Source organism: Nocardia sp. NPDC004340, assembly GCF_053602575.1.
Window position 1 is genome coordinate 59,874 of record NZ_JBSGDW010000003.1, and the last position, 19,610, is coordinate 79,483.

Consider the following 19,610-nt stretch of genomic DNA (forward strand, 5'->3'; position numbering starts at 1 on the left):
CCATAGCCTATGGCCGAGGGGTTGTGTCCACTCCTTCGCTGGAGAACGGTCTGTCCGAACGGGATTCGCCAGCTTCGATCAGCGGGTCGCGGCTCGAGCAAAGCCCTCACGACTGCGTCACGACGTAGTCCGCTGGGTCGAAGCGGGCGGTCACCCGACGGAGCCGACGCGCCGACCAGGGCCAGGAGAAGCCGTTGCGGCCGTTCTTGTCGAAGTAGTAGCTGCGGCATCCGCCCGAGTTGTAGACCGTGTTCTGCAGCGCGACCTGGACGTCGTCGTTGAACTGCCGCATCACGTAATCGCGGACCTCGAGCGACACGGCGCCGCTGCGCCGCAGATGAGCCAGTGCCTGAACCACCTGCTGCAACTGGGATTCGATGATCAGGAACCCCGAAGCGACTGCCGAGACGTTCGGCCCGAAGAGGATGTAGAGGTTCGGGAAGCCGTGCACGGTGGTCCCGAGGTAGGCCTGCGGGCTGCCGTCCCAGTGCTCGGCCAGACTGCGTCCGTCGATGCCCCTGACCCTGCCCGCGATCGGCATGTCGAGGATCTTGAACCCGGTCGCCATGATCACGACATCGACCTCGGTCTTGGAGCCGTCTTCACCGATGAGGGTGTTCCCGCGGACCTCCGTCAGGCCGGTCGAGACGACAGAGACATTCGGGCGCGCCAGCGCGGGGTAGTACTCACTCGACATCAGCAGCCGTTTGCAGCCGACGGACCACTCGGGCGTGAGGGCCGCACGCAGTTCGGGATCATCGATGGCCGCGCGCAGGTTCTGCCGTCCGATCCACTTGAAGGCAGCCTGCCCCCAAGGACGGTGGAACGCGATGTTGGTGAGTTCGAGGATCAGTTCCTCACGCCGACGGTTGAAGCGATGGACCGACCCGAGTCGATGCAGACCCAGGCGGCGGACGACCCGGGATGGCCTGGGCTCCGCCTTGGGCACGACCCACTGCGGGGTCCGTTGCAGGACATGGAGTTCGGCCACCTGCTCGGCGATGCTCGGCACCACCTGGATCGCCGAGGCACCGGTTCCGACGATCGCCACCCGCCGTCCGGTCAGATCGACGTCGTGATCCCAGCGCGATGTGTGGAACACCGGCCCGGGAAAGGCGTCGAGGCCCTCGATCTCGGGCAGGCTCGGCTCGTGCCAGGGGCCCGCGGCGGCAACGAGCGAGCGCGCACGGATCTCGCCGCCGCTGGTGTCCAAGACCCAGCAGCGCTCCACGCTGTCCCAACTCGCATCGAACACCTCGACCCCGAGACGGAGATGCTGACCGACGCGGAAGCGATCGGCGGTCTCGCGCAGATAGGACAGGATCTCCGGCTGCGGGGCGAATTTGCGACTCCAACGGTCGTGGGGCGCAAAAGAATATGAGTAGGCGACCGAGGGGATGTCGACCGCGCAACCCGGATAAGTGTTGTCCCGCCAGACACCGCCGACGCTGTCGGCCTTCTCCAGAATCACGAAGTCGGTGATCCCCGCCTCGCGCAGCTTGATCGCGGTGCCGAGGCCGGAGATGCCGGCGCCGATCACAGCGACCTCATGGATCGGGGTCATGCGTTCTCCAGAACGAGTTGGGCGGCGCGCTCGCCGATCATCATCGAGGGTGCGTTGGTGTTGCCGCCGGGGATGGACGGCATCACCGAGGCGTCGGCGACGCGCAGACGCTCGATGCCGCGCACCTTCAGGTTGGGGTCGACCACAGCTCGCTCATCGACGCCCATCCGACACGTGCCGGTCGGGTGGTAGACGCTTGAAATCCGTTGGCGCACATCTTCTCTGACGGCCTCAGGGGTGGTGGCGGCTCGGCCGGGCGCCACTTCGGCGCGGACGTAGGAGGAGGCCCGCGGGTGTGCCATCGCCTCGCGAACGAGCTCCACTCCCGACATCAGCACGTCGAGATCCGCGGATGCGCTCAAGTAGCGAGGATCGATCACCGGCGCCACGTGCGGATCGCGCGAGGCCAGCCGGACTGTTCCCGAGCTCTGCGGATAGAGCAGCACGACGTAGACCGTGAAGCAGGCGCCGTCGATGTCGGGGTGAACTCCCGGGATCGTGGCATCGGCGCCTCGGCGACCGAGCGGAGTCGCGAAGAACTGCAGATCTGGCACGGCGTCGGCGTACTCCGACCTGAGGTGGGCCACACCCTCCATGTAGGAGCCGGCCAAGAAGGTCGAGCTCGGCCGGATGCGCTCCTTCGCCATCGCGGTCAGAAGCTTCGCTGGACCGAGAACGGGACCTCGGGTCACGTTGTAGACCACAGGAACAACGGGGTGGTCCTGCAGGCCCTCGCCGACCGGGAGGTCACTGAGTGTCGGGATCCCGTGTCCGGCAAGGTGTTCGGCGGGTCCGATTCCGGAGAGCATGAGGAGCTGAGCACTGCGGAACGAGCCGGCGCTCACGATGACTTCCTGGTGCGCGATGAGCCGCTCCGTGCCTCGCTTGGTGGCGACTTCGACGCCGACGGCGGTGCCCTTGTCGATAATGATCCGTGTGACCTGCGCACCCGTACGCACATGCAGGTTCGGCGGCGCATCGCGCAGGTACGCCTCGGCCGAGCTCTGACGACGACCGCCGGCCGCATTCCACTGGGCGACCGAGACGCCCTCCTGCTCGGCGGCGTTGTAGTCGGCGTTGTGGGCGACTCCCGCGGTCGTGGCGAGTGTGTCGAGGAAGGCTGTCGTCACCTCGGCGAGATCGCGCGCCCGGGTGACACCGATCGGGCCTGAGCCGCCGCGGTATTCGTTCGCGCCGTCCTCGAACGCCTCCATGCGCTTGAAGATCGGGAGAACGTCGGTGTGACTCCAGCCGGCGCAACCGGCGGCCGCCCAGTCGTCGTAGTTCTTGTGGTGCCCACGCGACCAGATCATCCCGTTGACAGCGCCCCCTCCGCCCAGCCCGCGCCCGTGCATCTGCGATACCCGGCGTCCCGCGGCATCCGGCTGGGGGCTGGTGCGAGGCTGCCAGGTGACACTGCGTTGCAGGCGGCCGACCCCGTGCATCGGCCCGACCATGCCCGGAACCCGGACGAGCTGGGAGTCGTTGCGACCGCCGGCTTCGAGCAGCAGGACCTCGGCGCCGGCATCGGCGATCCGACGTGCTGCGGCCGCTCCGGCGCTGCCACCACCGACCACGATGTAATCCGCGGATGTTTCGGGCGGGAAACCTCCAGCCATGGGTCATTTCTCCTTGTCGAGTCGCTCGACGGCGACGGACGGGTAGTCGCGGCGAAGCGCGACAAGGGCATTGATCAGCTCGGTCGCCGCTTTCAAACGGGCGTCTTCGAGTTCGGGTCGCGGGTAGACCTCTCGGAGGACAGCCTCTCCGTCGAACATGTGCACCAGCGACGTGCCCATCAACTGAAGCAACGCGGGAGCGACTCCTGCGCCCGACGACGGCACCACGGCAAGCTCGTCGATGGCGGCGTAGAGCCGGCTCGCCACCGGAGCGAGTTGCTCGCGCAACTCGGCGTCCGTGCGAGCGGCGACCAGCAACTCGAACCAGACCGCGTTGATCTGCGCTCGCGACTGGCTTCGCGTCAACGCGAGCATGTCGCCGACGGGCGCGTCGCCGAGCGCGCGAAAGCCCGCGAGGTTCCGGCGACCGACCTCTTCGGCGGCCTCGACGACCAGTGCGAGTCGCGAGTCGAAGTGGCGGAACAGTCCACCCTTGGATACGCCCGCCCGTGCGCAGATCTCTCCGGCGGAAGCACGGTGGTAGCCGATCTCGGCGATGGTCTCGATCGTCGCGTCCACCAGCGCTGCCTTCGTGGATGCGGTGCGCTCCGCCTGGGTGCGGCGCACACGTGGGTTCTCGGTCACACCGAAGATTGCAACCAATCGGTCGCTAAATGTCAATAGCGCCGATGGGCCGCGGACCGCGAAGCCCAGGCACCCACGCGCTGATCGAAGTCCAACTGCTGCAACGACATATGTCCCGCCAGCTGCTCGTCGCCGCCCTGGCAGCCGCGCTGCAATCAGGTGCGCTCACGGATCGGCGGAAGCTAGCATCGCCAGCGCGGGTGATTCGCACGGTTTCGCTCGTTGTCTGGAGGTTTCGCTGTGAGCGCGTTGTCGAACCCGAACACGTTGCCGCCCTATGCCACACTGCCCGACCTGCCTCTCGATGCGGCCGGCCGCGAAGAGCTGGCCGGGCAGATCTGGGATCAGCTGATCGCCGGCCGAGGCGACGCCGACGATTTCGTGGACAGCTACAGCGAGGACTACGACCTCACCGACGAGCAGCTCGGGGCGGCTTTCGCCGCTCTCCGCGCCGCGCGGCTGCTCCAGCAGGCGGAGATCGGTGCGCACACCTCTCGCACGATCGCCGCGTTCGAGGAGCTCAATACCAACGGCGTGGTCGCGCGAGCGGACTTCTCCTGCTGCGGCACTTGCGCGTCCGGCGAGATCTGGGACGAACGCGACGACAGCCGGCACTGGAAAGGCTACGTCTACTTCCATCAGCAGGACACCAGCCGTCTCCTCGAGGACGGCGCGACGTACATCGGCTACGGCGCGTTCCCGCCCGAGGACTTCGACGAGGCCGGCTACGACGCGCTCAGCGATGACGCGAAGGCAGACCTCTACACCGCCGATGTGACCCGGCTGCTCGACGACGTGGTGTTTCCGATCTTCCGGCGCCACGGCATCGAGCCGGAATGGGACCGCGACCTGGGCACGAGGGTGCTGCTCGAGAACGCCGACTGGTACGCCCCGATCGAGGCGTAGCGCCCGGCCGATTGGCCCGGTCGATGCGGGATACTGCTGACTTCTCGTGGCTGGCAAGCGATCCCGGGGACGGGATCGGCGGCGCCGCTCGCCGCCGCGCTGCCCGCGACCCGATTCCCGGCAAGCTCGGTGGCTGAAACAAGGAACACCCGAATGTTGTGTGGTGCACAGCATTCGGGTGTTCATGGTGTCCGGAGGGGGACTTGAACCCCCACGCCCTAATACGGGCACTAGCACCTCAAGCTAGCGCGTCTGCCATTCCGCCACCCGGACCGGTGGTGCGGGACAAGATTAGCGGAGGGGTTGGCGGAAACGGAAATCGGGGCTGGGCCAGGCGAAATGGGGTGCGCGGGGGAGGGTTTGGGGCTAGTGGAGGATGCCGAGGAGGTTGGCGTTCTTGATGGGGGTGTCCTTGTTGGCCTGGATCTGGCAGAGGCTCTGGACCGCCGCCATGGAGAGGTCGACCTGGGTGCCGGAGGGTTCGTTCTGGGTGCCCTGCTGCTTGATGAACTTGGTGATGGTGACGCGCTGGGTGTCGGCGCTCTGGATCAGGTAGTCGCTGCACTTGGTGTCGCCGCCCTGGTTGAGCGCCTTCTCGACATCCGAGCAACCCGAGAGCAGGGTTACGGCCAGTGCGGCGGCCGCCACGGCCGTCCATCGCGCGGTGTTCATCATGCGTTCCTCGTGGGTCGTGCGCGGGGCCGAGGCGGCCGCGCGATCGACCGCCACTGTAGATGGGCTCGACCGACCCGCAATCGGGGGCGGACCCGGAGATTCAACTCCGGGTCGCGTGAATTGCGTCACAGCACGCGCCGGGAGTCCTCAGCGGTAGTCGGTGGCGCCGGCCGTGCGCCAGGCCTGCGCCTCACCGCGGCTGCCGCGGCGACCGAGCAACTCGGCCAGGCCCGCCATCGCGCGCGGGTCGCCGTGGGTGGCGGCCGTGCGCCACCAACGTTCGGCCTCGGGGTAGTCGCCGCGGCGGTAGCGGACCACACCCAGGTCGTAGGCCGCGCCCACATGCCCGAATTCGGCTGCCTGCGCCCATAGTTGGCAGGCCTGCTCCTCGTCGCCGCGGCTCTGCATCGCCACACCCAGCTCGTAGAGCGCGTTCTGGTAGCGACTGGCCTCGGCGGGCAGATCGGGACGCGGCGGTTTCCTGGTAGTGGCGAGCTCGACGACGAGTTCTCCGAAATCAGGCGGTCCGACGCCGGTGGAACAGTGCAGGACGGTCATGGCCGGTTCGCGGGTGATGAGCATCCCGTAATTGCCGACCCAGGAGACGGTCGCGCCGCTGTCATCGACCCAGACGGGGGTCAGCGTGATCGCGGCGTCGGTGTCGGTGGGGCACACCTCGAGGTCGATCCCGCCGTCCATCGCGTCACTCCAGACGTCAACCCCCCTGATCTGGCGGCCACCCAGCAACACATTCCCCCGGTCCACGGCCAGCCCGATGCCGAGGCTGCGCACCCCCGCCCGCGCGACGGCCGTGCGCAGGGTCAGCCGGACGGTCGCGGGGGAGTCCCCGAGAGTCTCCGAGTGCAGCGGGTAGACCTGCGCTCCGTTCCAGGTCACGGGGTTCGCGCCGGCGTATCGATCGGCCAGGGAAGGCACGGTCGCGGCCGGTTCGGCGTACGGATACGACCCCTGCATCTGCCCCGCCCTTCGCCGGTGCCCGGTGATATTCGCGCCCACCGTAGTACCGATGCCCGGCATGGGGTCGGGTATTTGCCAGCTACGTCTGTCAGCAAACTTCTGGTCAGTCGACCGGTGTCGTGGGAGGCTCGAGACGGGCCTCCCGTGTCCAAATTTCGCCGGTCGGTCGACGTGTCGGCCACGTCCACGCGGTGTGTCGTACTTGCGGAGGGCCCACTGTCCTGTTGAATCGTCGGCGAAATACCAGCGAACGAGTGAAAGGTAAGGACATATGGCTCTGCCCACCATGACCCCCGAACAACGCTCCGAGGCGCTGGCGAAGGCCGCGGCGGTTCGTAAGGCCCGCTCGGAACTCATCGCGCAGGTCAAGAAGGGGTCTGTCAGTCTCGCCGAGGTGCTCAAGCGCGCCGACGCGGAAGACTTGGTCAAGAAGACGAAGGTGGCGGCGGTCATCAAGGCGCTGCCGGGTATCGGCCCGGTCAAGGCGGCCAAGCTGATGGACGAGGCCGAGATCCCCGCCGACCGCCGCATCGGCGGCCTGGGCTCCCGGCAGCGCGCCGCGCTGCTGGAGGCGCTGAAGGCTTGAGATCGGGGGGTGGCCTGCCGGGCCGGCATCCGGCCCGGCGGCAACCACTCCCACCGCCTCCTCTGCTCGGCAAACACGCACTACATCGACCGATTTGGTCCGCGCGGCCCGATCCGATAACCTTGCTGAGCACCACCGGTCCGGGTGGCGGAATGGCAGACGCGCTAGCTTGAGGTGCTAGTGCCCGTATTAGGGCGTGGGGGTTCAAGTCCCCCTCCGGACACAGTGAAGACGAAGGCCGCTGCATCGCAGCGGCCTTCGTCGTATCAAGGGCAGGGTTACACCAGATCGAGGTTGTCGAGGAATCTGGTGGCGATCTCCGCGTCCCCGTCGATCTCGATATCGCACGTCCTCCAGGGCACCCGCGTGGTCGACCAGAGCGGGACATCGGCTGCGGAACCGGTGATGCGAGCGGCGGTCCCGCCGACCGGCCCTCGCCGCACCCGCAGGCCACGCCCGGTCGGTTCGACCCGCCAGGTGCCACCGCCGGCACCGGTGAGAACAAGTCCCACTGGGACGTCGAGCCATCGCAGTCGCATGGGGTACCAACCGAGTTCGCCCACCCGCATCGGAATCGCCCGGATGCCCGGGGCGGTGACCACGAACAGCACCGCGATTCCGGGCCGGGTCCAGCGCGCGAAGTCGCGCAGCACCTGATCCGGCGACCTACCGCGGGAACGCGTGACGCCCCGCTCGTTCAGCTGCTCGATCCGCGAAGTGGTGACGTAGGACAGCAAGTCCGGTGTGACGAGCGTGCGGAGATCGCCGGTCATGTGCGCGACGACGTCCTTGACCGTCCAGCCACTGGCCCGGCTGGGCGCCATCCACTCGGCGTCGGTCAGAGTGGCGCAGAAGTCGACTACATCCCGCCGCTCGGCGCGCAGACCGGCCAGATCGGTGCTGGTACTCACGTCGGACCTACCTCACGCACCGACCTCTCACTACTTCCGGTTCAGCTGCCAGTCCGGCGGCAGGCCCTCGACCCGCGCGTCCATGCCGCAGGCCTCGAGGGTGATCGTGGCCGGGCCCAGCCGTAGATCCGTCAGCCGGATCGTGCCCGCGCGGTCGGGCAGGCGGGGCGCGATGGTGAGGCTGCGGTTGGGGACGTCGGGCGCGAGGCCCAGGAACGATCGCATGAGCAGCAGTGGCGCCGCGCTCGCCCACGCCTGCGGCGAGCAGGAGGTGGGATAGGGTACCGGGGAACGGAATTCGTCGCGTGCGAAGCCGCAGAACAGTTCCGGTGGGCGGGCGCCGAACTCCTGGATGGCCTCGAGCAGTCCGCTCGCCAGTTTGACGCTCAGGTCGAGGGCACCGGGGATGTGGCCGTAGCGCATGAGGCCGGCCACCGCGATGGCCGTGTCGTGCGGCCACACCGAACCGGTGTGGTAGCCCATGGGATTGAACCGGCGCGCGGTGGAAGACAGGGTGCGCAAACCGAATCCGCTGTTCAGGTCGGCCGCACCGAGCCGTTCGATCAGTTCGGCGGCGCGCTCGTCGGGCACGATGCCGGTCCACAGGCAGTGGCCGGGATTGCTGGATCCAACGTCGACCGGCTGCTTGGCGCCGTCGAGGGCCATCGCGTAGCAGCCGCTCTTCGGCATCCAGAAGGCCTCGTCGAAACGGGCTTTCAGGTCGGCGGCCTGGGCGCGCAGTCGCTCGGCGAGCGGGTGGTCGCCGGACTCGTCGGCCAGTTCGGCGCGGCCGATGCGGGCGGCGTAGACGTAGCCCTGCACCTCGCACAGCGCGATGGGCGGGTCGGCGAGGCGGCCGTCGGCGAAGCTGATGGCGTCCCAGCTGTCCTTCCACCCCTGATTGGCCAGACCGCGGTCGGTCTTGCGCCGGTACTCGACGAAGCCGTCACCGTCGAGGTCGGCGTCGGTGTCGATCCACCCCAGCGCCGCGTCGGCGGCCGGGATCAGTTCGCGTACGGCCGCGTCGCCGACACCCCAGCGATGGCATTCGGCCAGCAGCATCACGAACAGCGGGCTGGCGTCGGCGGTGCCGTAGTAGACGGTGCCGCCGAGCACCCGATCGCTGCCGGGCCCGTGCCGCCGCTCATGCATGATGCGGCCGGGTTCCTCCTCGGTGATCGGATTGGTCTCGGTGCCTTGCAGTTTCGCCAGCTGGCGCAGCGTGCCCACGGCCAGGTCCGAATCCAGCAGCAGCGCCATCCAGGAGGTGAGCAGGCTGTCGCGGCCGAACAGCGCCATGAACCAGGGCGCGCCGGCGGCCACGTAGGAGGTGCCGTCGGCGGGATCGTCCAGGCGCAGCGCGCCCAGGTCGGTCTCGGTGCGCTGCAGGATGGTGTTGAGGCCCGCGCCGCTGGCGGTGAGCGTGGTGGTGCTGGCGCGCCAGCGGCGGATCTTGCCCTCGGGACCGTCCTCGTGGCCGTCGTCGAAGTTCATCGGGACGGCCCGGTGGTCCTCGATGGGCTGACAGCGCACCACCGTCTGCCAATTGCTGTGGGCGGGGATCAGGGTCCGCCAGGTCAGCGACCCGGATTGGATCTCGGGCTCCTCGGTGGCGGTGATAACCACGCCACGGCCCTGCAGCGCGCGGTCGGTGATGCGCAGGCCGTGCTCGGTGGCGGTCGTTTCACCGCCACCACTGCCCACGCGGCCCTCCTTGACCGCGAACAGGTCGGCGAAATCGGCCTCGGCGTCGAGGACGATCGTCAGCGCGGTGTCCTCGTCGCCGAGGTTGAGCACGCTGATGATCTCCTGCATGCCCTCGCCGACGATGCGACGGCGCTGGATCAGCACCGTCGCGTCGGCCACCCCGTGCGGTGGCGGTTTGCGCGCCACGAACCGGGCCCGGAACGGCTCGCGCACGACCACCGAAAGCTGTTCCGGTGGAAGACCGTCCACGCGCAGCTCCCAGCGGGTCAGGATGCGCGTGTCCCGGTAGAACAAGCCGTGCGCGGTGCCCGGGTGGATATCGCCGAGCTGATCGGACAGGCAGAAGGTGCCGGCCTCGACGAGGGTGACGACGCCCGCGCCACCCTCGATGAGCACCGGCGGACCGGCGTTGAAAACACTCACGCGCGACCACCCGGCACGTGGGTGCTGAGGATCCGCGGGTCACCGGGCAGTCGCACCCGGACCGAGCCGGCGATCGTGCGGGACTTCGCGAGTTCGATCGCCTTGCGGTAGGCCGCTTCGTAGCCTTGCGCGAACAGCCCGGTGGAGAACAGTCTTTCGACCCGTTCCCGGCAGGCGTAGGGATCGATCTCGTGGGCGCGCGCGATCGCGCCGGGCAGTTCGGCCGGATCGTCTAGAACGAATCCGGTCACGCCGTGTTCGACGACCTCTTCCACCGCGCCGCCGCGCAGTGCGATCACCGGGGTGCCACAGACCATGGCTTCGATCATGACAATCCCGAAGGGTTCTTCCCACCGAATCGGGAACAAAAGGCAGCGCGCCCCGGCCAACAGCTGGCGTTTCGCGGCGGCGTCGGCCTCGCCGAAGACATCGTCGGACTCGGTGAGCCGCGGGGTGATGTACTCGTTGAAGAACTCGTGCTCGGGCGGCTCGTTCAACTTGCCCGCCAGCACCAGCCGCACGCCCGCGGCGTGCGCGGCCTCGAGCGCCAGGTGCGGCCCCTTGTACGGCGCATAGCGGCCCAGGAACAGCGCGTAGTCGAGCTTCTCGGTGCGGAACGGCCACTCCGAGGGGCGAATCGCATTGTGCACGCGACCGATCCAGTTCAGGTCCGGCGCCAGCTCACGCTGCCGGTCGCTGATCGCCACCAGCTTCACGCAGCGGTCCAGGGACCGGTAGTACTCGTCCATCTGGGCGTCGACCGGGCCGTGCACGGTGACGACGGTAGGGATGCCGAGCATCTTGTACGCGGGCGCGTTCCCCGGACCGGCGAAGGTGTGGTCGTGGATGATGTCGATCGGGTCCGACGCGTGCAGCGACTCGATGATCTGCCAGGCCTTCATGGCGTTGACGATCTCCGGGTACGGCTCACCCAAGCGCTTGGTCTGGACCTCGTCCCACACCCGGATGAAGTCCGCCTTCGTCCCGGCCCGGCCCGCGCCGAGCAGGGTCACGCGGTGGCCCTGGTCGACCAGCTCATCGGCCAGGCTTGCTACGACCGCCTCGATGCCGCCGTACCCGACCGGCGGAATGTCGAAATACGGGGGAGCGACCAGAACGATATGCAGAGATCGGTTCCGCGAATTTTTCCCACCGTGTACGGCGGAATTGTCGGTCTGAACCTGCAGAAAGTCGAAAGCGTTCCCGAGCGACGCGTCGTAAGAAAGGTTGTTCCTCATTTCCAAACTCCTCGTTGTGAGTTGAACTGAGTCAAACCGTCGTATACGGTGCCACGAACGCCGCTGGTCGGCAAGAAGTTCTGGGTGTCGCAATTCAAAAGTTACGGCAATGTTCTGTCAACCGGACTTACGAGTATTCCGAGCGACCCGTCGACAATGAAACATATTTGAATCCTTACTTATTCGCCCAGGTCGGCAATTATTCGCCCAGGTCGGTGGCGTTTTCATAGGGTGTACAGCCATAGTCCGGCGTGTTCGGCGTCGGTTCCGGCCACCAGTAGTCCCACCGGCAGGGTGGCCATGCGTGCCTGATCGGCGGGCGCGGGGAGCGAGATCTGTTGCCAGTCGGTGCAATTCGAGGAAACCGACACCAGGCTGGCACGGTGGTCGAACGCGATGAGGGCCAGCATTCGGGAAGGCGTCGGAACCACCTGCTGGACATCGACGTTGCGCGCGGCAGGCCCCGGCAGGGGCCCGGTATCAGGCGTGGGCCAGCACAGGACGTGCGGGTCGGCGCCGACGGATTGGCCGAAGACCGTGCGGGCCGCCGAACATCTCGAAGGCCTGCTCGTGTTCGGTCAGGCCGTGGGTGTCGCCGCTCCAGACGCTCATGCGCGGATTGCTGTGCGCGCCACCGAAAGCCCGTCCGAGGACGACGGTGTGCTCGCCGGTACCGGCCGAAATCAGTTCCGCCCGTGCGCTGTACGGGGTTTCCGGGTGGACTGGGACGGGGATCCAGTGGGTGCCGTCCGTGGTCGACCAGGCGGCGGGGGCCCGGACGTCGGCGGCGGGGATCGAGCCGAGGGCCAGCACGCCGCCGCCCGGTGTGGGAGCGAAGGCGAGGATCCGCGCGCCGGGCTGGGGGAGCGGCAGTTCCCGCCACGGTGAGTCCGGGGTTCGGTCGGCGCAGCCGACCGCGAGGGTCAGCACCGCCACCAGGACGATTGACCATCTCATGGGGACAGCGTGCCAGAACCCGCCGGTCGCGGTGCGGTTCCGGGATTCCGGCCCGCACGGGACCCGCCGCACCGAGCCAAATCCGGTGGTCCGGGCCGTTTCCGTGTGAGGATTCCTGGCCGTGGCAACTCGCCGGTCAACACGGATCCTGATGCTCGCAGCGCTGGTTACGACGCTGCTGCCGCTACACGCGCAAGCCGACCCGTTCTCGGAGCTGATCAGCCCGAGCCATGATCTGGCGAGCGTGCTGCCGACGCTGCCCGCCGACCCGTTCTTCACGCCCCCGCCGGGCTTCGAGAACACGTCGCCGGGCACCGTGCTGAGCGCACGCCCGACCGGCGGCATGTTCTTCACCGCCGACGCCTACGAGCTGCTGGTGCGGTCCACCGATTCCCACGGTCAACCGGTCGCCATCACCACGACCCTGCTGCTGCCGCGCGCCGCGTGGACGGGGCCGGGGCCCCGACCGCTGGTCTCCTACAACATTCCGATCTCGTCGATGGGGTATTCGTGTGCGCCCTCGACGGAATTGAAGAAGAGCGTGTCGGCCGACGTCGTCGCCATCTCACTGCTGCTGGCCAAGAACTTCGCGGTGGTCGTGCCCGATCATCAGGGACCGAAGCAGGCGTACGCGGCCGGGCTGATGGGTGGGCACGCGGTGCTCGATTCCATTCGCGCGGTGACCCATTGGACGTCACCGGAGCTCAACCCGGACACGCCGGTGGTGATGACGGGCTACTCCGGCGGTTCCATCGCGACCAGCTGGGCCGCGCAGCTCGCGTCGACGTATGCGCCCGAGATCCGATTGGCGGGCACCATCATCGGCGGCGAACCCGCGGATTACGACATGCTGATGCCGGCCATGAACGGCAACTGGGGTACGGGTGTGATGCTGGCGGCCGCGCTGGGGCTGGCCCGTGAATACCCCGAACTGCTGAGCATTCTGAACGACAACGGCTGGCGGATCGCCCATATGTTCCGCGACATCTGCATCTCGCAGGAGACGATGCTCGGGATCATCGCGCCCCTGCGGGTCGAAGATCTGACCGTGGTCCCGGATCCGCTGAAACTGCCCATGGTGCAACAGATTCTGAACGAGAACCGTCCCGGCGGAATGGCGCCCGCCGCGCCGGTCTACCTGTTCCACGGCGTCAACGAGATCTTCGTGCCGTTCGAGGGCGCGAAGGAGCTTTTCGACGACTGGTGCGGGCTCGGCGCGCGGGTTCGGTTGCAGCCGTTTCCCGGTGAGCACTTCGTCGCGGGCGCGCTCTCGATTCCGTTGACCACGAAATGGGTCGAGGAGCTGCTCACCGGCGAGCTGGTGCCGCAGGGATGCACCGGGCCGGGGCACTGAGAAACGATGAGGGGAGCGGTGATGTGGTGATGTATCCGACAGCCGGCGAGATCGGTGCGGCGTCGCTACCGCTGGATCACCTACGTTTCACTTAGCATTCGAGTAGCCCGTCCCGGGCGCTCCCATCGTTTCCGATTCAATGCCGCGCCCGATGAATGGACATCGATGAATGCAAATTTTCGTGCCGCCGCGGCCGCGGCCATCACCTTCGTCACAATTCTGATCTCCGGAACCGGTGCGGCCCACGCCGAACCGGCCGGGGAATCGACCATTCTGAGCGCCACCGACGCCGATCCCTCGCGCACCAGGATCTCGGTGTACTCCGCGGCCATGGACCGCGCGGTCACCGTGGACGTGCTGCATCCCGCCGATGATCAGCCGCGACCCTCCTATTACCTGCTCGACGGTGTCGATTCCGGTGCGATGGAGACGAATTGGACGCAGAAGACCGATATCGTGTCGTTCTTCTCCGACAAGCGGGTCAATGTGGTGCTGCCGGTGGGCGGCAAGGGCAGTTTCTATTCCGATTGGGAGCGGCCCGATCCCGTACTCGGCGGGGTGCAGATGTGGGAGACGTTCCTGACCCAGGAACTGCCGCCCTTGATCGATCAGCGGTTCCACGGCAGCGGGCGCAATGCGATCGCGGGGCTGTCGATGGGCGCGCTGTCGGCGGCGGCGCTCACCACCCGGTATCCGGAGCTGTATCGCGGATTCGCGGCGTTCAGCGGCTGTCTGGACACCATGAGCACCAATGCCAAACTCGCCATCCGGAATTCGGTGAGCTGGGTCGGCGGTAATCCCGAGAACATGTGGGGACCCGACGGCGACCCGGACTGGGCGGCGCACGATCCACTCACCAACGCTGACGCGTTGCGCGGTAAAGCGGTGTACGTGTCGACCGGCAACGGCACGCCGGGGCCGGAATCGCTGACCGATCCGCTGATGCCGCAGGCGGTGACTTTCGGTGCAGTGCTGGAGTATCTCGTGCGCGGCTGCACCGAATCGTTCCGGCGGCGGCTCCAGGAGATCGATATTCCGGCGACCTTCGTCTTCCATCCGCGCGGCACGCATTCGTGGCCGTATTGGCAGCAGGATCTGCACGACTCGTGGCCTCTGATGGAAGAGGCGCTGGCGGAGTAGCGCCGCGTGGTCAGCCGGGGAGACTATCCGCGAAACCGAAGAGGGCAACCAGCGCGGGATCGTGGAACGCGATCACGCGGGAGACGCCCGTCGGCGTGGGAGACAGCACGACCACCCCGCCCGCCCGAAGAGTTCCGTCCGAATCGCGCCGATAGAGGACGGCGGCGGGTTGCCCATTGGCGGTGGTGGCGGTGAGCCGCCATTGGCCGGGCGTATCCAGGACCTGCGAGTCGAGCATCCGAATACAGTTCGCCAACCCTGACTGCCAATCGCGGAACGGGGTTGCCTCCAACGTGGCGTCGGTGCGCAGGACCTGTTCGAGCAGGCTCGCATCGGCGCGTTCGAAGGCCGCGATGTAGCCGTCGAGCAGGGCGCGAGCCCGTGGATCAGCGGGTTCGAGCAGTTCCGCCGGCTCGGGTTCGAGTTCGCGCAGGCGGGCGCGGGCCCGTTGCAGACCGCTCTTGACCGCGGCCGTCGTGGTGCCGAGGATGGCGGCGGTCTCCGGTGCGGAGAAGGCCAGCACGTCGCGCAGCAGCAGGATGGCGCGCTGGCGGGCGGGCAGGTGCTGGAGGCTCGCGATGAGGGCCAGCCGCAGGGATTCCCGTGCGACGACGACCGCCGCCGGATCGTCGGCGGCCGGGGCGATCCATTCGTCGGGGAACGGCTCGAGCCATGAGACCTCGCCCGGAGCAATCGGATTCGATCCGTGTTCGGGACCGGAGGCCGGGCCGTCCAGTCCCGAGGGCAGGATCCGGATCCTGCGTTGCCGCAAGGTGGTCAGGCAGACGTTGGTGGCGATGGTGTAGAGCCAGGAGCGGATCGAGGAGCGACCCTCGAAGGACGGGTAGGCGCGCCAGGCCCGCAGGTAGGTGTCCTGCACCAGGTCCTCGGCATCGTGCGCGGAGCCGACCAGGCGGTAGCAGTGGGCCAGCAGCTCGCGGCGGAACCGCTCGGTATCGGCGGCGAAGCGGTCTCGGCCGGCCGCCTGCCGCAGCTGCGCCGTCATGTCGTGAGTGTAGGACTCGGGGGTGTCGCCGATCGATCGGTCATGGGCTGCTCCTCACGCGGGTGGGTCCCGCCGGTCGAGACCCTCACCCATGACGACCGCCGGGCCGCGGCAAAGGAATCTAATACCTGGTCAGAGGGCATCCGGGTGGGGGAGCAGGGCCAGCTTGCCGACGGTGGCCCGGGCTTCCAGTTCGGCGAGCGCCTTGGGGCCGCCGGCCAGGTCGTAGGCGGTGCTGACGCCCGGCTTCAGTACCCCGGCGGCGATGAGCGCGAACAGGTCGCCCATGATTTCGCCGAACAGCTGCGGGGCCGCGTCGATGAGGACGCCGATATTGAGTCCGATCAGCTGGATCTGATGCTTGTAAACCAAGTCCCAGTTGGTGATCGACGCTTCCCCGCCCGCCAGGCCGAAGACGACCACCCGGCCGGTGACCCGCTTGGCGGCGGCCAGGCTGTGTTCGAAGGTGGATCCGCCCGCGGACTCCAGCACCAGGTCGACACCCGTACCCCCGGTCAGCCGCTTGACCTGGACGGCGAGATCGGCTGCGCGCGAATCGAGTACGTGGTCCGCGCCCAATCCGAGCACGGTCTCGTGTTTGCCCGGTGAGGCCGTGCCGATGACCGTCGCGCCGTAATGCTTGGCAAGGATCGTCGCGGCCTGCCCGGTCGCGCCGGCGGCGGCGTGGATCAGCACGGCCTGTCCGGCGGCGAGGCCGCCGAGTTTCAGGGCGGCGAGGGCGGTCGGCAGGTTCACCAGGAGACCGAGTGCCTGTTGGGAGGTCCAGCCGTCGGGGATCGGTGCCGCCGCGGCAACGGGCAGCAGCATGTAGTCGGCGAACGCGCCGTCTCCGATCCCGACCACTGAAGCGCCCAGGGCGGGACCGGTGACCGACTCGCCCAGTGCCACGACCTCTCCGGCGGCTTCGAAACCCGCGGTGTAGGGCGGCTGCGGACCGTCGCGGAACGTTCCGTGCGATTTCGACAGATCCGCGAAGTTTATTCCGGCGGCCGCGACCCGGATGAGTACCTCGCCCGGGCCCGGTCGCGGCACCGGCACGTCGGTGATCAGGGACATGTCCTGCGGGCCGCGCAGGGAGTGCTGGCGCAGCGCGCGCATCGTGGCGGGAACGGTCATCGCTGAGGTCCTTTCGTTTGTTCAGGTAGACCTCGGGCGCGGGCCAAAAGAATCGGCCGGGTGCCGCCGGGCCTTCACAGCGAGGGCTACGCCGAGAGTGAAACGATCACGCACGCGCGGTTTTTCGCGATGACAATGGGTCGCGGGCCGTTCGGTCCCCTGATGCTGTGGAGGCTGTGGGAGATGGAAGAGGTGCTGCTCACGCCGCCGGATGCCGCCGAGGTGCGGTTCCTGGCGCGGGGCGTGGTGAGTGCGGCGACCTGCGATCTAGGGCTCACGCCCCTGCAGGAGTTGCTGATTCCGGCGCTGTTCCTGTCGATGACGGGGCATCCGGTGGAGCTGGCCGAGGTGACGCCGATCGGGGCGGCGGAGTTCGCGGTGGGGATGGCACGGCGCAATCGGATCTTCCGGGAGCGGATCGTGCAGACCATGCTGCTGTCCGCGCTGGTGGTGCGACCGCTGCCGGCGGCGACCGGGAACAAGTTGCGGGAGTTCGCCGACGCGCTCGGTGTCGACGACGACATGATCGCGGTGGCTCAGCGCTACGCCGAGGGCGCGGTGGATCTGGCCTCGGTCGATTTCACCCGCAATGGCTATCTGGGCAATACGGACACGCTGCGGCTGGACGCCCTGCACACCGCCGGACTGGACAGTTCGTGGAGTGCGGTCACCGATGACGCGGGCCTGGCCGGGCGCTGGGCCGAGCTGTGGGAGCTGCCGGTCGGCACCCTGGGTCGCGGTGTCGCCGACTTCTACCGGGACCGCGGCTTCGTCACCCCCGGCCTACCCGGGTCCGCGCCGCCGCTGCTGGCCCAGCACGATTGGGTGCACGTGCTCGCCGGGTACGGCACCACCCTCGAGAACGAGATCGAGGTGTTCGCGTTCATGGCCCGCGCCAATGACGATCCGCGGGCCTTCAGCCTGCTGGCCATGGTCATCTCGCTGTTCGAGACCGGCTACCTGCGGGCGGGCGCGGGCCTGTTCGAGGCCGATGCCGGGCACCTGAGCACCTCGGGCATGGCCACTCGGCTCGGTGACGCCATGCGCCGGGGCGCGCTCACCCGCGGCAGCCACGACTTCCTCGACCTGGACTGGTTCAGCCTCGCCGACCGCCCGATCGCGGTGGTGCGCGACGAGATCGGCCTGGTCGCCAAGAACGGGTCGGCGGTGGCGGCGGGCTCGGCGGGGCCGTGGCAGCCCGGCGGAATCACGCCGTATCAGCTGAATTCGTCCAAGAACGCGGCCGCGGCGGACGGGCGGGACTACGTCCCGTGGGAGCCGGACCCGAGGCGCGACTGACCGGCCACGCGGCAGGCTGTCCACGAGCTTTGCGGGCGGCAACGTCCAGCGCCGCCTCAACGTCCAGCGCCGCCTTGCGGGTGGGGTCAGGTTTCAGCTCGGACCCAGCAGGTCGAGCATCCCGGAAACAGCTGCGGGCCAAGTGAATTGCTCGGCACGACTGCGGGCGGCGCGGCGGCGTTCGGCGCGGGGGCGGGCCAGGACGTCGGTGACGGCGGTGGCGAAGGCGCGCGGGTGGTCGGCGGCGACCGCGCCCGCTTCGGCAGTCACGATGTCGGCCAGTGCCGAGGAGCGGCTCGCCACCACCGGGGTGCCCGCGGCCAGGGCCTCGAGCGCGGCCAGGCCGAAGGTTTCGTGCGGGCCCGGGGCCAGGGAGACGTCCGCGGTGGCCAGCAGGGTCGCCAGAGTCGTTCGGTCGTCGATGAATCCGGTGAAGTGGACGGCGGGCCGGCCGTCGGGCAGCGGGGGGATCAGGCGGGCGCGGCGTTCCAGGGCCTCGCGGCGCGGTCCGTCGCCCGCCACCACCAAGCGCGCGTCCAGGCCGCCGCGGCGCAGTGCCCCGACCGCGGCGATGCTGCGGTCGACGCGCTTCTCGACCGAGAGACGGCCGCAGTGGACCAGCAGCGGGTAGCCGTCCGCGCCGAGGTCGGTGCGCAGGCGGTGGTCGTGGCGGTCGGGCCGGAACATATCCAGGTCCACGCCCAGCGGGACCAGTTCGACATTGGCGGCGTCGATGCGCTGGAATTCCTCGCGCGCGAACTCGGTGGTACAGACGACGACGTCATAGGTTTGCGCGGTGCGCCGGTTGGCGGCGTCGGCGGCGCGGCGGGCCAGCGGGCCGGGCAGCACCTGGCCCAGCAGACGGTCGAGGCGCTCGTGGGAGATCATCACGCCCGCGATGTCGCGGCGGCGCGCCCAGCGGCCGAAGCCGCGCAGCGTCAACCGGTCCGACACTTCCAGCACGTCGGGCCGCAATCCGGTGAGGGTGTCGGCGACGCGGCGGGGGTCTGCCGCGCGGTAGCCGCCGGTCCACGGGATCTCCGGTGCGGGCAGGGTGATTCGCAGGACTCCGGTGGCGAGCACCTCCTCGGCGCGCCGGGTGCCGGGCACCACCAGCACCACCTCGTGTCCGGCGGCGGCGTAGCCCGCGCCGAGGTGATGCAGTGCGGTTCGCAACCCACCCGAGCGCGGACCGTAGAAGTTCGCCAGCTGAACGATGCGCACGAGGCCGATCGTGCAGGGTACCGGGTTACCTTCGGCACCTCCGACGCCAACATCACGTGAACACCCGCGAAAGACCCGGCCAACCGGGCATGGTCGGCATCGTGCGTCCACCCGGACCGGGTCTCGCACGGTGCATTCCACACCACGTGCGGACCCGCGCCCCACCGAACTGCATGCAGTCGACCTCAATTGGCGTGCGCGGATTCCCCCGCAGGTCTGGCGCAGTGCCATCGATCTTGGT

18 protein-coding genes and 2 tRNA genes are annotated in these 19,610 nt (G+C 68.4%); 6 read left to right on the forward strand and 14 right to left on the reverse strand.

Annotated elements, in window-relative coordinates; all coding sequences use genetic code 11:
• Positions 1-106: 106 nt before the first annotated feature.
• The 3 genes from ACWEOI_RS12305 to ACWEOI_RS12315 are packed head-to-tail and all read right to left on the reverse strand — an operon-like array spanning position 107 to position 3,828.
• The gene (locus tag ACWEOI_RS12305; protein ID WP_452359622.1) at positions 107-1,564 is read right to left on the reverse strand and encodes a flavin-containing monooxygenase; all 1,458 of its coding nucleotides are present in this window, start codon (positions 1,562-1,564) and stop codon (positions 107-109) included.
• Positions 1,561-3,183, reverse strand: coding sequence for a GMC family oxidoreductase (locus tag ACWEOI_RS12310; protein ID WP_452359623.1), 1,623 nt, complete (start codon positions 3,181-3,183; stop codon positions 1,561-1,563). Before ACWEOI_RS12310 ends, ACWEOI_RS12305 begins: the two co-directional genes overlap by 4 nt.
• 3 nt (positions 3,184-3,186) lie before the next feature.
• Complete coding sequence (locus tag ACWEOI_RS12315; protein ID WP_452359624.1) at positions 3,187-3,828, reverse strand: TetR/AcrR family transcriptional regulator; 642 nt, start codon at positions 3,826-3,828, stop codon at positions 3,187-3,189.
• 240 nt (positions 3,829-4,068) lie between these two features.
• Between ACWEOI_RS12315 and ACWEOI_RS12320 the strand changes: the two genes are divergently transcribed.
• The gene (locus ACWEOI_RS12320) at positions 4,069-4,734 is read left to right on the forward strand and encodes a DUF6891 domain-containing protein (RefSeq protein ID WP_452359625.1); all 666 of its coding nucleotides are present in this window, start codon (positions 4,069-4,071) and stop codon (positions 4,732-4,734) included.
• A 185-nt stretch (positions 4,735-4,919) separates the two neighbouring features.
• On the opposite strand, the gene ACWEOI_RS12325 is transcribed toward ACWEOI_RS12320, so the two are convergent.
• The 3 genes from ACWEOI_RS12325 to ACWEOI_RS12335 all read right to left on the reverse strand — a co-directional run bounded on the left by ACWEOI_RS12325 (position 4,920) and on the right by ACWEOI_RS12335 (position 6,384).
• A tRNA-Leu gene (locus ACWEOI_RS12325) sits at positions 4,920-5,007 on the reverse strand.
• A 93-nt stretch (positions 5,008-5,100) separates the two neighbouring features.
• A complete protein-coding gene (locus ACWEOI_RS12330; protein WP_433665778.1) occupies positions 5,101-5,406 on the reverse strand; it encodes a hypothetical protein in 306 nt (101 codons plus the stop codon).
• Positions 5,407-5,556: 150 nt separating this feature from the next.
• Positions 5,557-6,384 (reverse strand): tetratricopeptide repeat protein, encoded by an 828-nt coding sequence (locus ACWEOI_RS12335; RefSeq protein ID WP_452359626.1) that lies wholly within the window; start codon positions 6,382-6,384, stop codon positions 5,557-5,559.
• Positions 6,385-6,658: 274 nt separating this feature from the next.
• Between ACWEOI_RS12335 and mihF the strand changes: the two genes are divergently transcribed.
• Complete coding sequence (gene mihF / locus ACWEOI_RS12340; RefSeq protein WP_357081650.1) at positions 6,659-6,973, forward strand: integration host factor, actinobacterial type; 315 nt, start codon at positions 6,659-6,661, stop codon at positions 6,971-6,973.
• A 138-nt stretch (positions 6,974-7,111) separates the two neighbouring features.
• Positions 7,112-7,196, forward strand: a tRNA-Leu gene (locus ACWEOI_RS12345).
• 55 nt (positions 7,197-7,251) lie between these two features.
• Here the strand turns inward: ACWEOI_RS12345 and ACWEOI_RS12350 are convergent.
• From ACWEOI_RS12350 to ACWEOI_RS12370, 5 genes are all read right to left on the reverse strand, one after another.
• Complete coding sequence (locus ACWEOI_RS12350) at positions 7,252-7,884, reverse strand: maleylpyruvate isomerase N-terminal domain-containing protein (protein ID WP_452359627.1); 633 nt, start codon at positions 7,882-7,884, stop codon at positions 7,252-7,254.
• 30 nt (positions 7,885-7,914) lie between these two features.
• A complete protein-coding gene (locus tag ACWEOI_RS12355; protein WP_452359628.1) occupies positions 7,915-10,014 on the reverse strand; it encodes an amylo-alpha-1,6-glucosidase in 2,100 nt (699 codons plus the stop codon).
• Complete coding sequence (locus tag ACWEOI_RS12360) at positions 10,011-11,252, reverse strand: glycosyltransferase (RefSeq protein ID WP_433665785.1); 1,242 nt, start codon at positions 11,250-11,252, stop codon at positions 10,011-10,013. The genes ACWEOI_RS12355 and ACWEOI_RS12360 overlap by 4 nt, the downstream gene beginning before the upstream one ends.
• Before the next feature lie 224 nt (positions 11,253-11,476).
• Complete coding sequence (locus tag ACWEOI_RS12365) at positions 11,477-11,662, reverse strand: hypothetical protein (protein WP_452359629.1); 186 nt, start codon at positions 11,660-11,662, stop codon at positions 11,477-11,479.
• Between the two features lie 70 nt (positions 11,663-11,732).
• A complete protein-coding gene (locus ACWEOI_RS12370; protein ID WP_452359630.1) occupies positions 11,733-12,209 on the reverse strand; it encodes a hypothetical protein in 477 nt (158 codons plus the stop codon).
• A gap of 151 nt (positions 12,210-12,360) precedes the next feature.
• Here ACWEOI_RS12370 and ACWEOI_RS12375 point away from each other — a divergent pair, with 151 nt between their 5' ends.
• Together ACWEOI_RS12375 and ACWEOI_RS12380 are read left to right on the forward strand one after the other, a co-directional pair.
• The gene (locus ACWEOI_RS12375) at positions 12,361-13,563 is read left to right on the forward strand and encodes a lipase family protein (RefSeq protein WP_452359631.1); all 1,203 of its coding nucleotides are present in this window, start codon (positions 12,361-12,363) and stop codon (positions 13,561-13,563) included.
• Positions 13,564-13,728: 165 nt separating this feature from the next.
• Positions 13,729-14,703, forward strand: coding sequence for an alpha/beta hydrolase (locus ACWEOI_RS12380; protein WP_452359632.1), 975 nt, complete (start codon positions 13,729-13,731; stop codon positions 14,701-14,703).
• 10 nt (positions 14,704-14,713) lie between these two features.
• On the opposite strand, the gene ACWEOI_RS12385 is transcribed toward ACWEOI_RS12380, so the two are convergent.
• Together ACWEOI_RS12385 and ACWEOI_RS12390 are read right to left on the reverse strand one after the other, a co-directional pair.
• The gene (locus ACWEOI_RS12385; protein WP_452359633.1) at positions 14,714-15,709 is read right to left on the reverse strand and encodes an RNA polymerase subunit sigma-70; all 996 of its coding nucleotides are present in this window, start codon (positions 15,707-15,709) and stop codon (positions 14,714-14,716) included.
• A 132-nt stretch (positions 15,710-15,841) separates the two neighbouring features.
• Positions 15,842-16,846 carry a zinc-binding dehydrogenase gene (locus ACWEOI_RS12390; protein ID WP_452359634.1) on the reverse strand — a complete coding sequence of 335 codons (1,005 nt, stop codon included), beginning with the start codon at positions 16,844-16,846 and terminating at the stop codon, positions 15,842-15,844.
• A 162-nt stretch (positions 16,847-17,008) separates the two neighbouring features.
• On the opposite strand from ACWEOI_RS12390, the gene ACWEOI_RS12395 reads away from it, so the two are divergent.
• The gene (locus ACWEOI_RS12395) at positions 17,009-18,145 is read left to right on the forward strand and encodes a hypothetical protein (RefSeq protein WP_452359635.1); all 1,137 of its coding nucleotides are present in this window, start codon (positions 17,009-17,011) and stop codon (positions 18,143-18,145) included.
• A gap of 93 nt (positions 18,146-18,238) precedes the next feature.
• Here ACWEOI_RS12395 and ACWEOI_RS12400 read toward each other — a convergent pair whose 3' ends face one another.
• On the reverse strand, positions 18,239-19,369 hold the full coding sequence (locus tag ACWEOI_RS12400) for a glycosyltransferase (protein ID WP_433665792.1): 1,131 nt from the start codon (positions 19,367-19,369) through the stop codon (positions 18,239-18,241).
• Positions 19,370-19,610 lie beyond the last annotated feature (241 nt).

Coding starts and splice junctions, on each gene's coding strand:
- ACWEOI_RS12305 (WP_452359622.1), bottom strand. CDS start 1,564: ATGACCCCGATCCATGAGGTCGCTGTGATCGGCGCCGGCATCTCCGGC.
- ACWEOI_RS12310 (WP_452359623.1), bottom strand. CDS start 3,183: ATGGCTGGAGGTTTCCCGCCCGAAACATCCGCGGATTACATCGTGGTC.
- ACWEOI_RS12330 (WP_433665778.1), bottom strand. CDS start 5,406: ATGAACACCGCGCGATGGACGGCCGTGGCGGCCGCCGCACTGGCCGTA.
- ACWEOI_RS12335 (WP_452359626.1), bottom strand. CDS start 6,384: ATGCAGGGGTCGTATCCGTACGCCGAACCGGCCGCGACCGTGCCTTCC.
- mihF (WP_357081650.1), top strand. CDS start 6,659: ATGGCTCTGCCCACCATGACCCCCGAACAACGCTCCGAGGCGCTGGCG.
- ACWEOI_RS12360 (WP_433665785.1), bottom strand. CDS start 11,252: ATGAGGAACAACCTTTCTTACGACGCGTCGCTCGGGAACGCTTTCGAC.
- ACWEOI_RS12365 (WP_452359629.1), bottom strand. CDS start 11,662: ATGCTGGCCCTCATCGCGTTCGACCACCGTGCCAGCCTGGTGTCGGTT.
- ACWEOI_RS12370 (WP_452359630.1), bottom strand. CDS start 12,209: ATGAGATGGTCAATCGTCCTGGTGGCGGTGCTGACCCTCGCGGTCGGC.
- ACWEOI_RS12375 (WP_452359631.1), top strand. CDS start 12,361: ATGCTCGCAGCGCTGGTTACGACGCTGCTGCCGCTACACGCGCAAGCC.
- ACWEOI_RS12380 (WP_452359632.1), top strand. CDS start 13,729: ATGAATGCAAATTTTCGTGCCGCCGCGGCCGCGGCCATCACCTTCGTC.
- ACWEOI_RS12385 (WP_452359633.1), bottom strand. CDS start 15,709: ATGACGGCGCAGCTGCGGCAGGCGGCCGGCCGAGACCGCTTCGCCGCC.
- ACWEOI_RS12390 (WP_452359634.1), bottom strand. CDS start 16,846: ATGACCGTTCCCGCCACGATGCGCGCGCTGCGCCAGCACTCCCTGCGC.
- ACWEOI_RS12395 (WP_452359635.1), top strand. CDS start 17,009: ATGCTGTGGAGGCTGTGGGAGATGGAAGAGGTGCTGCTCACGCCGCCG.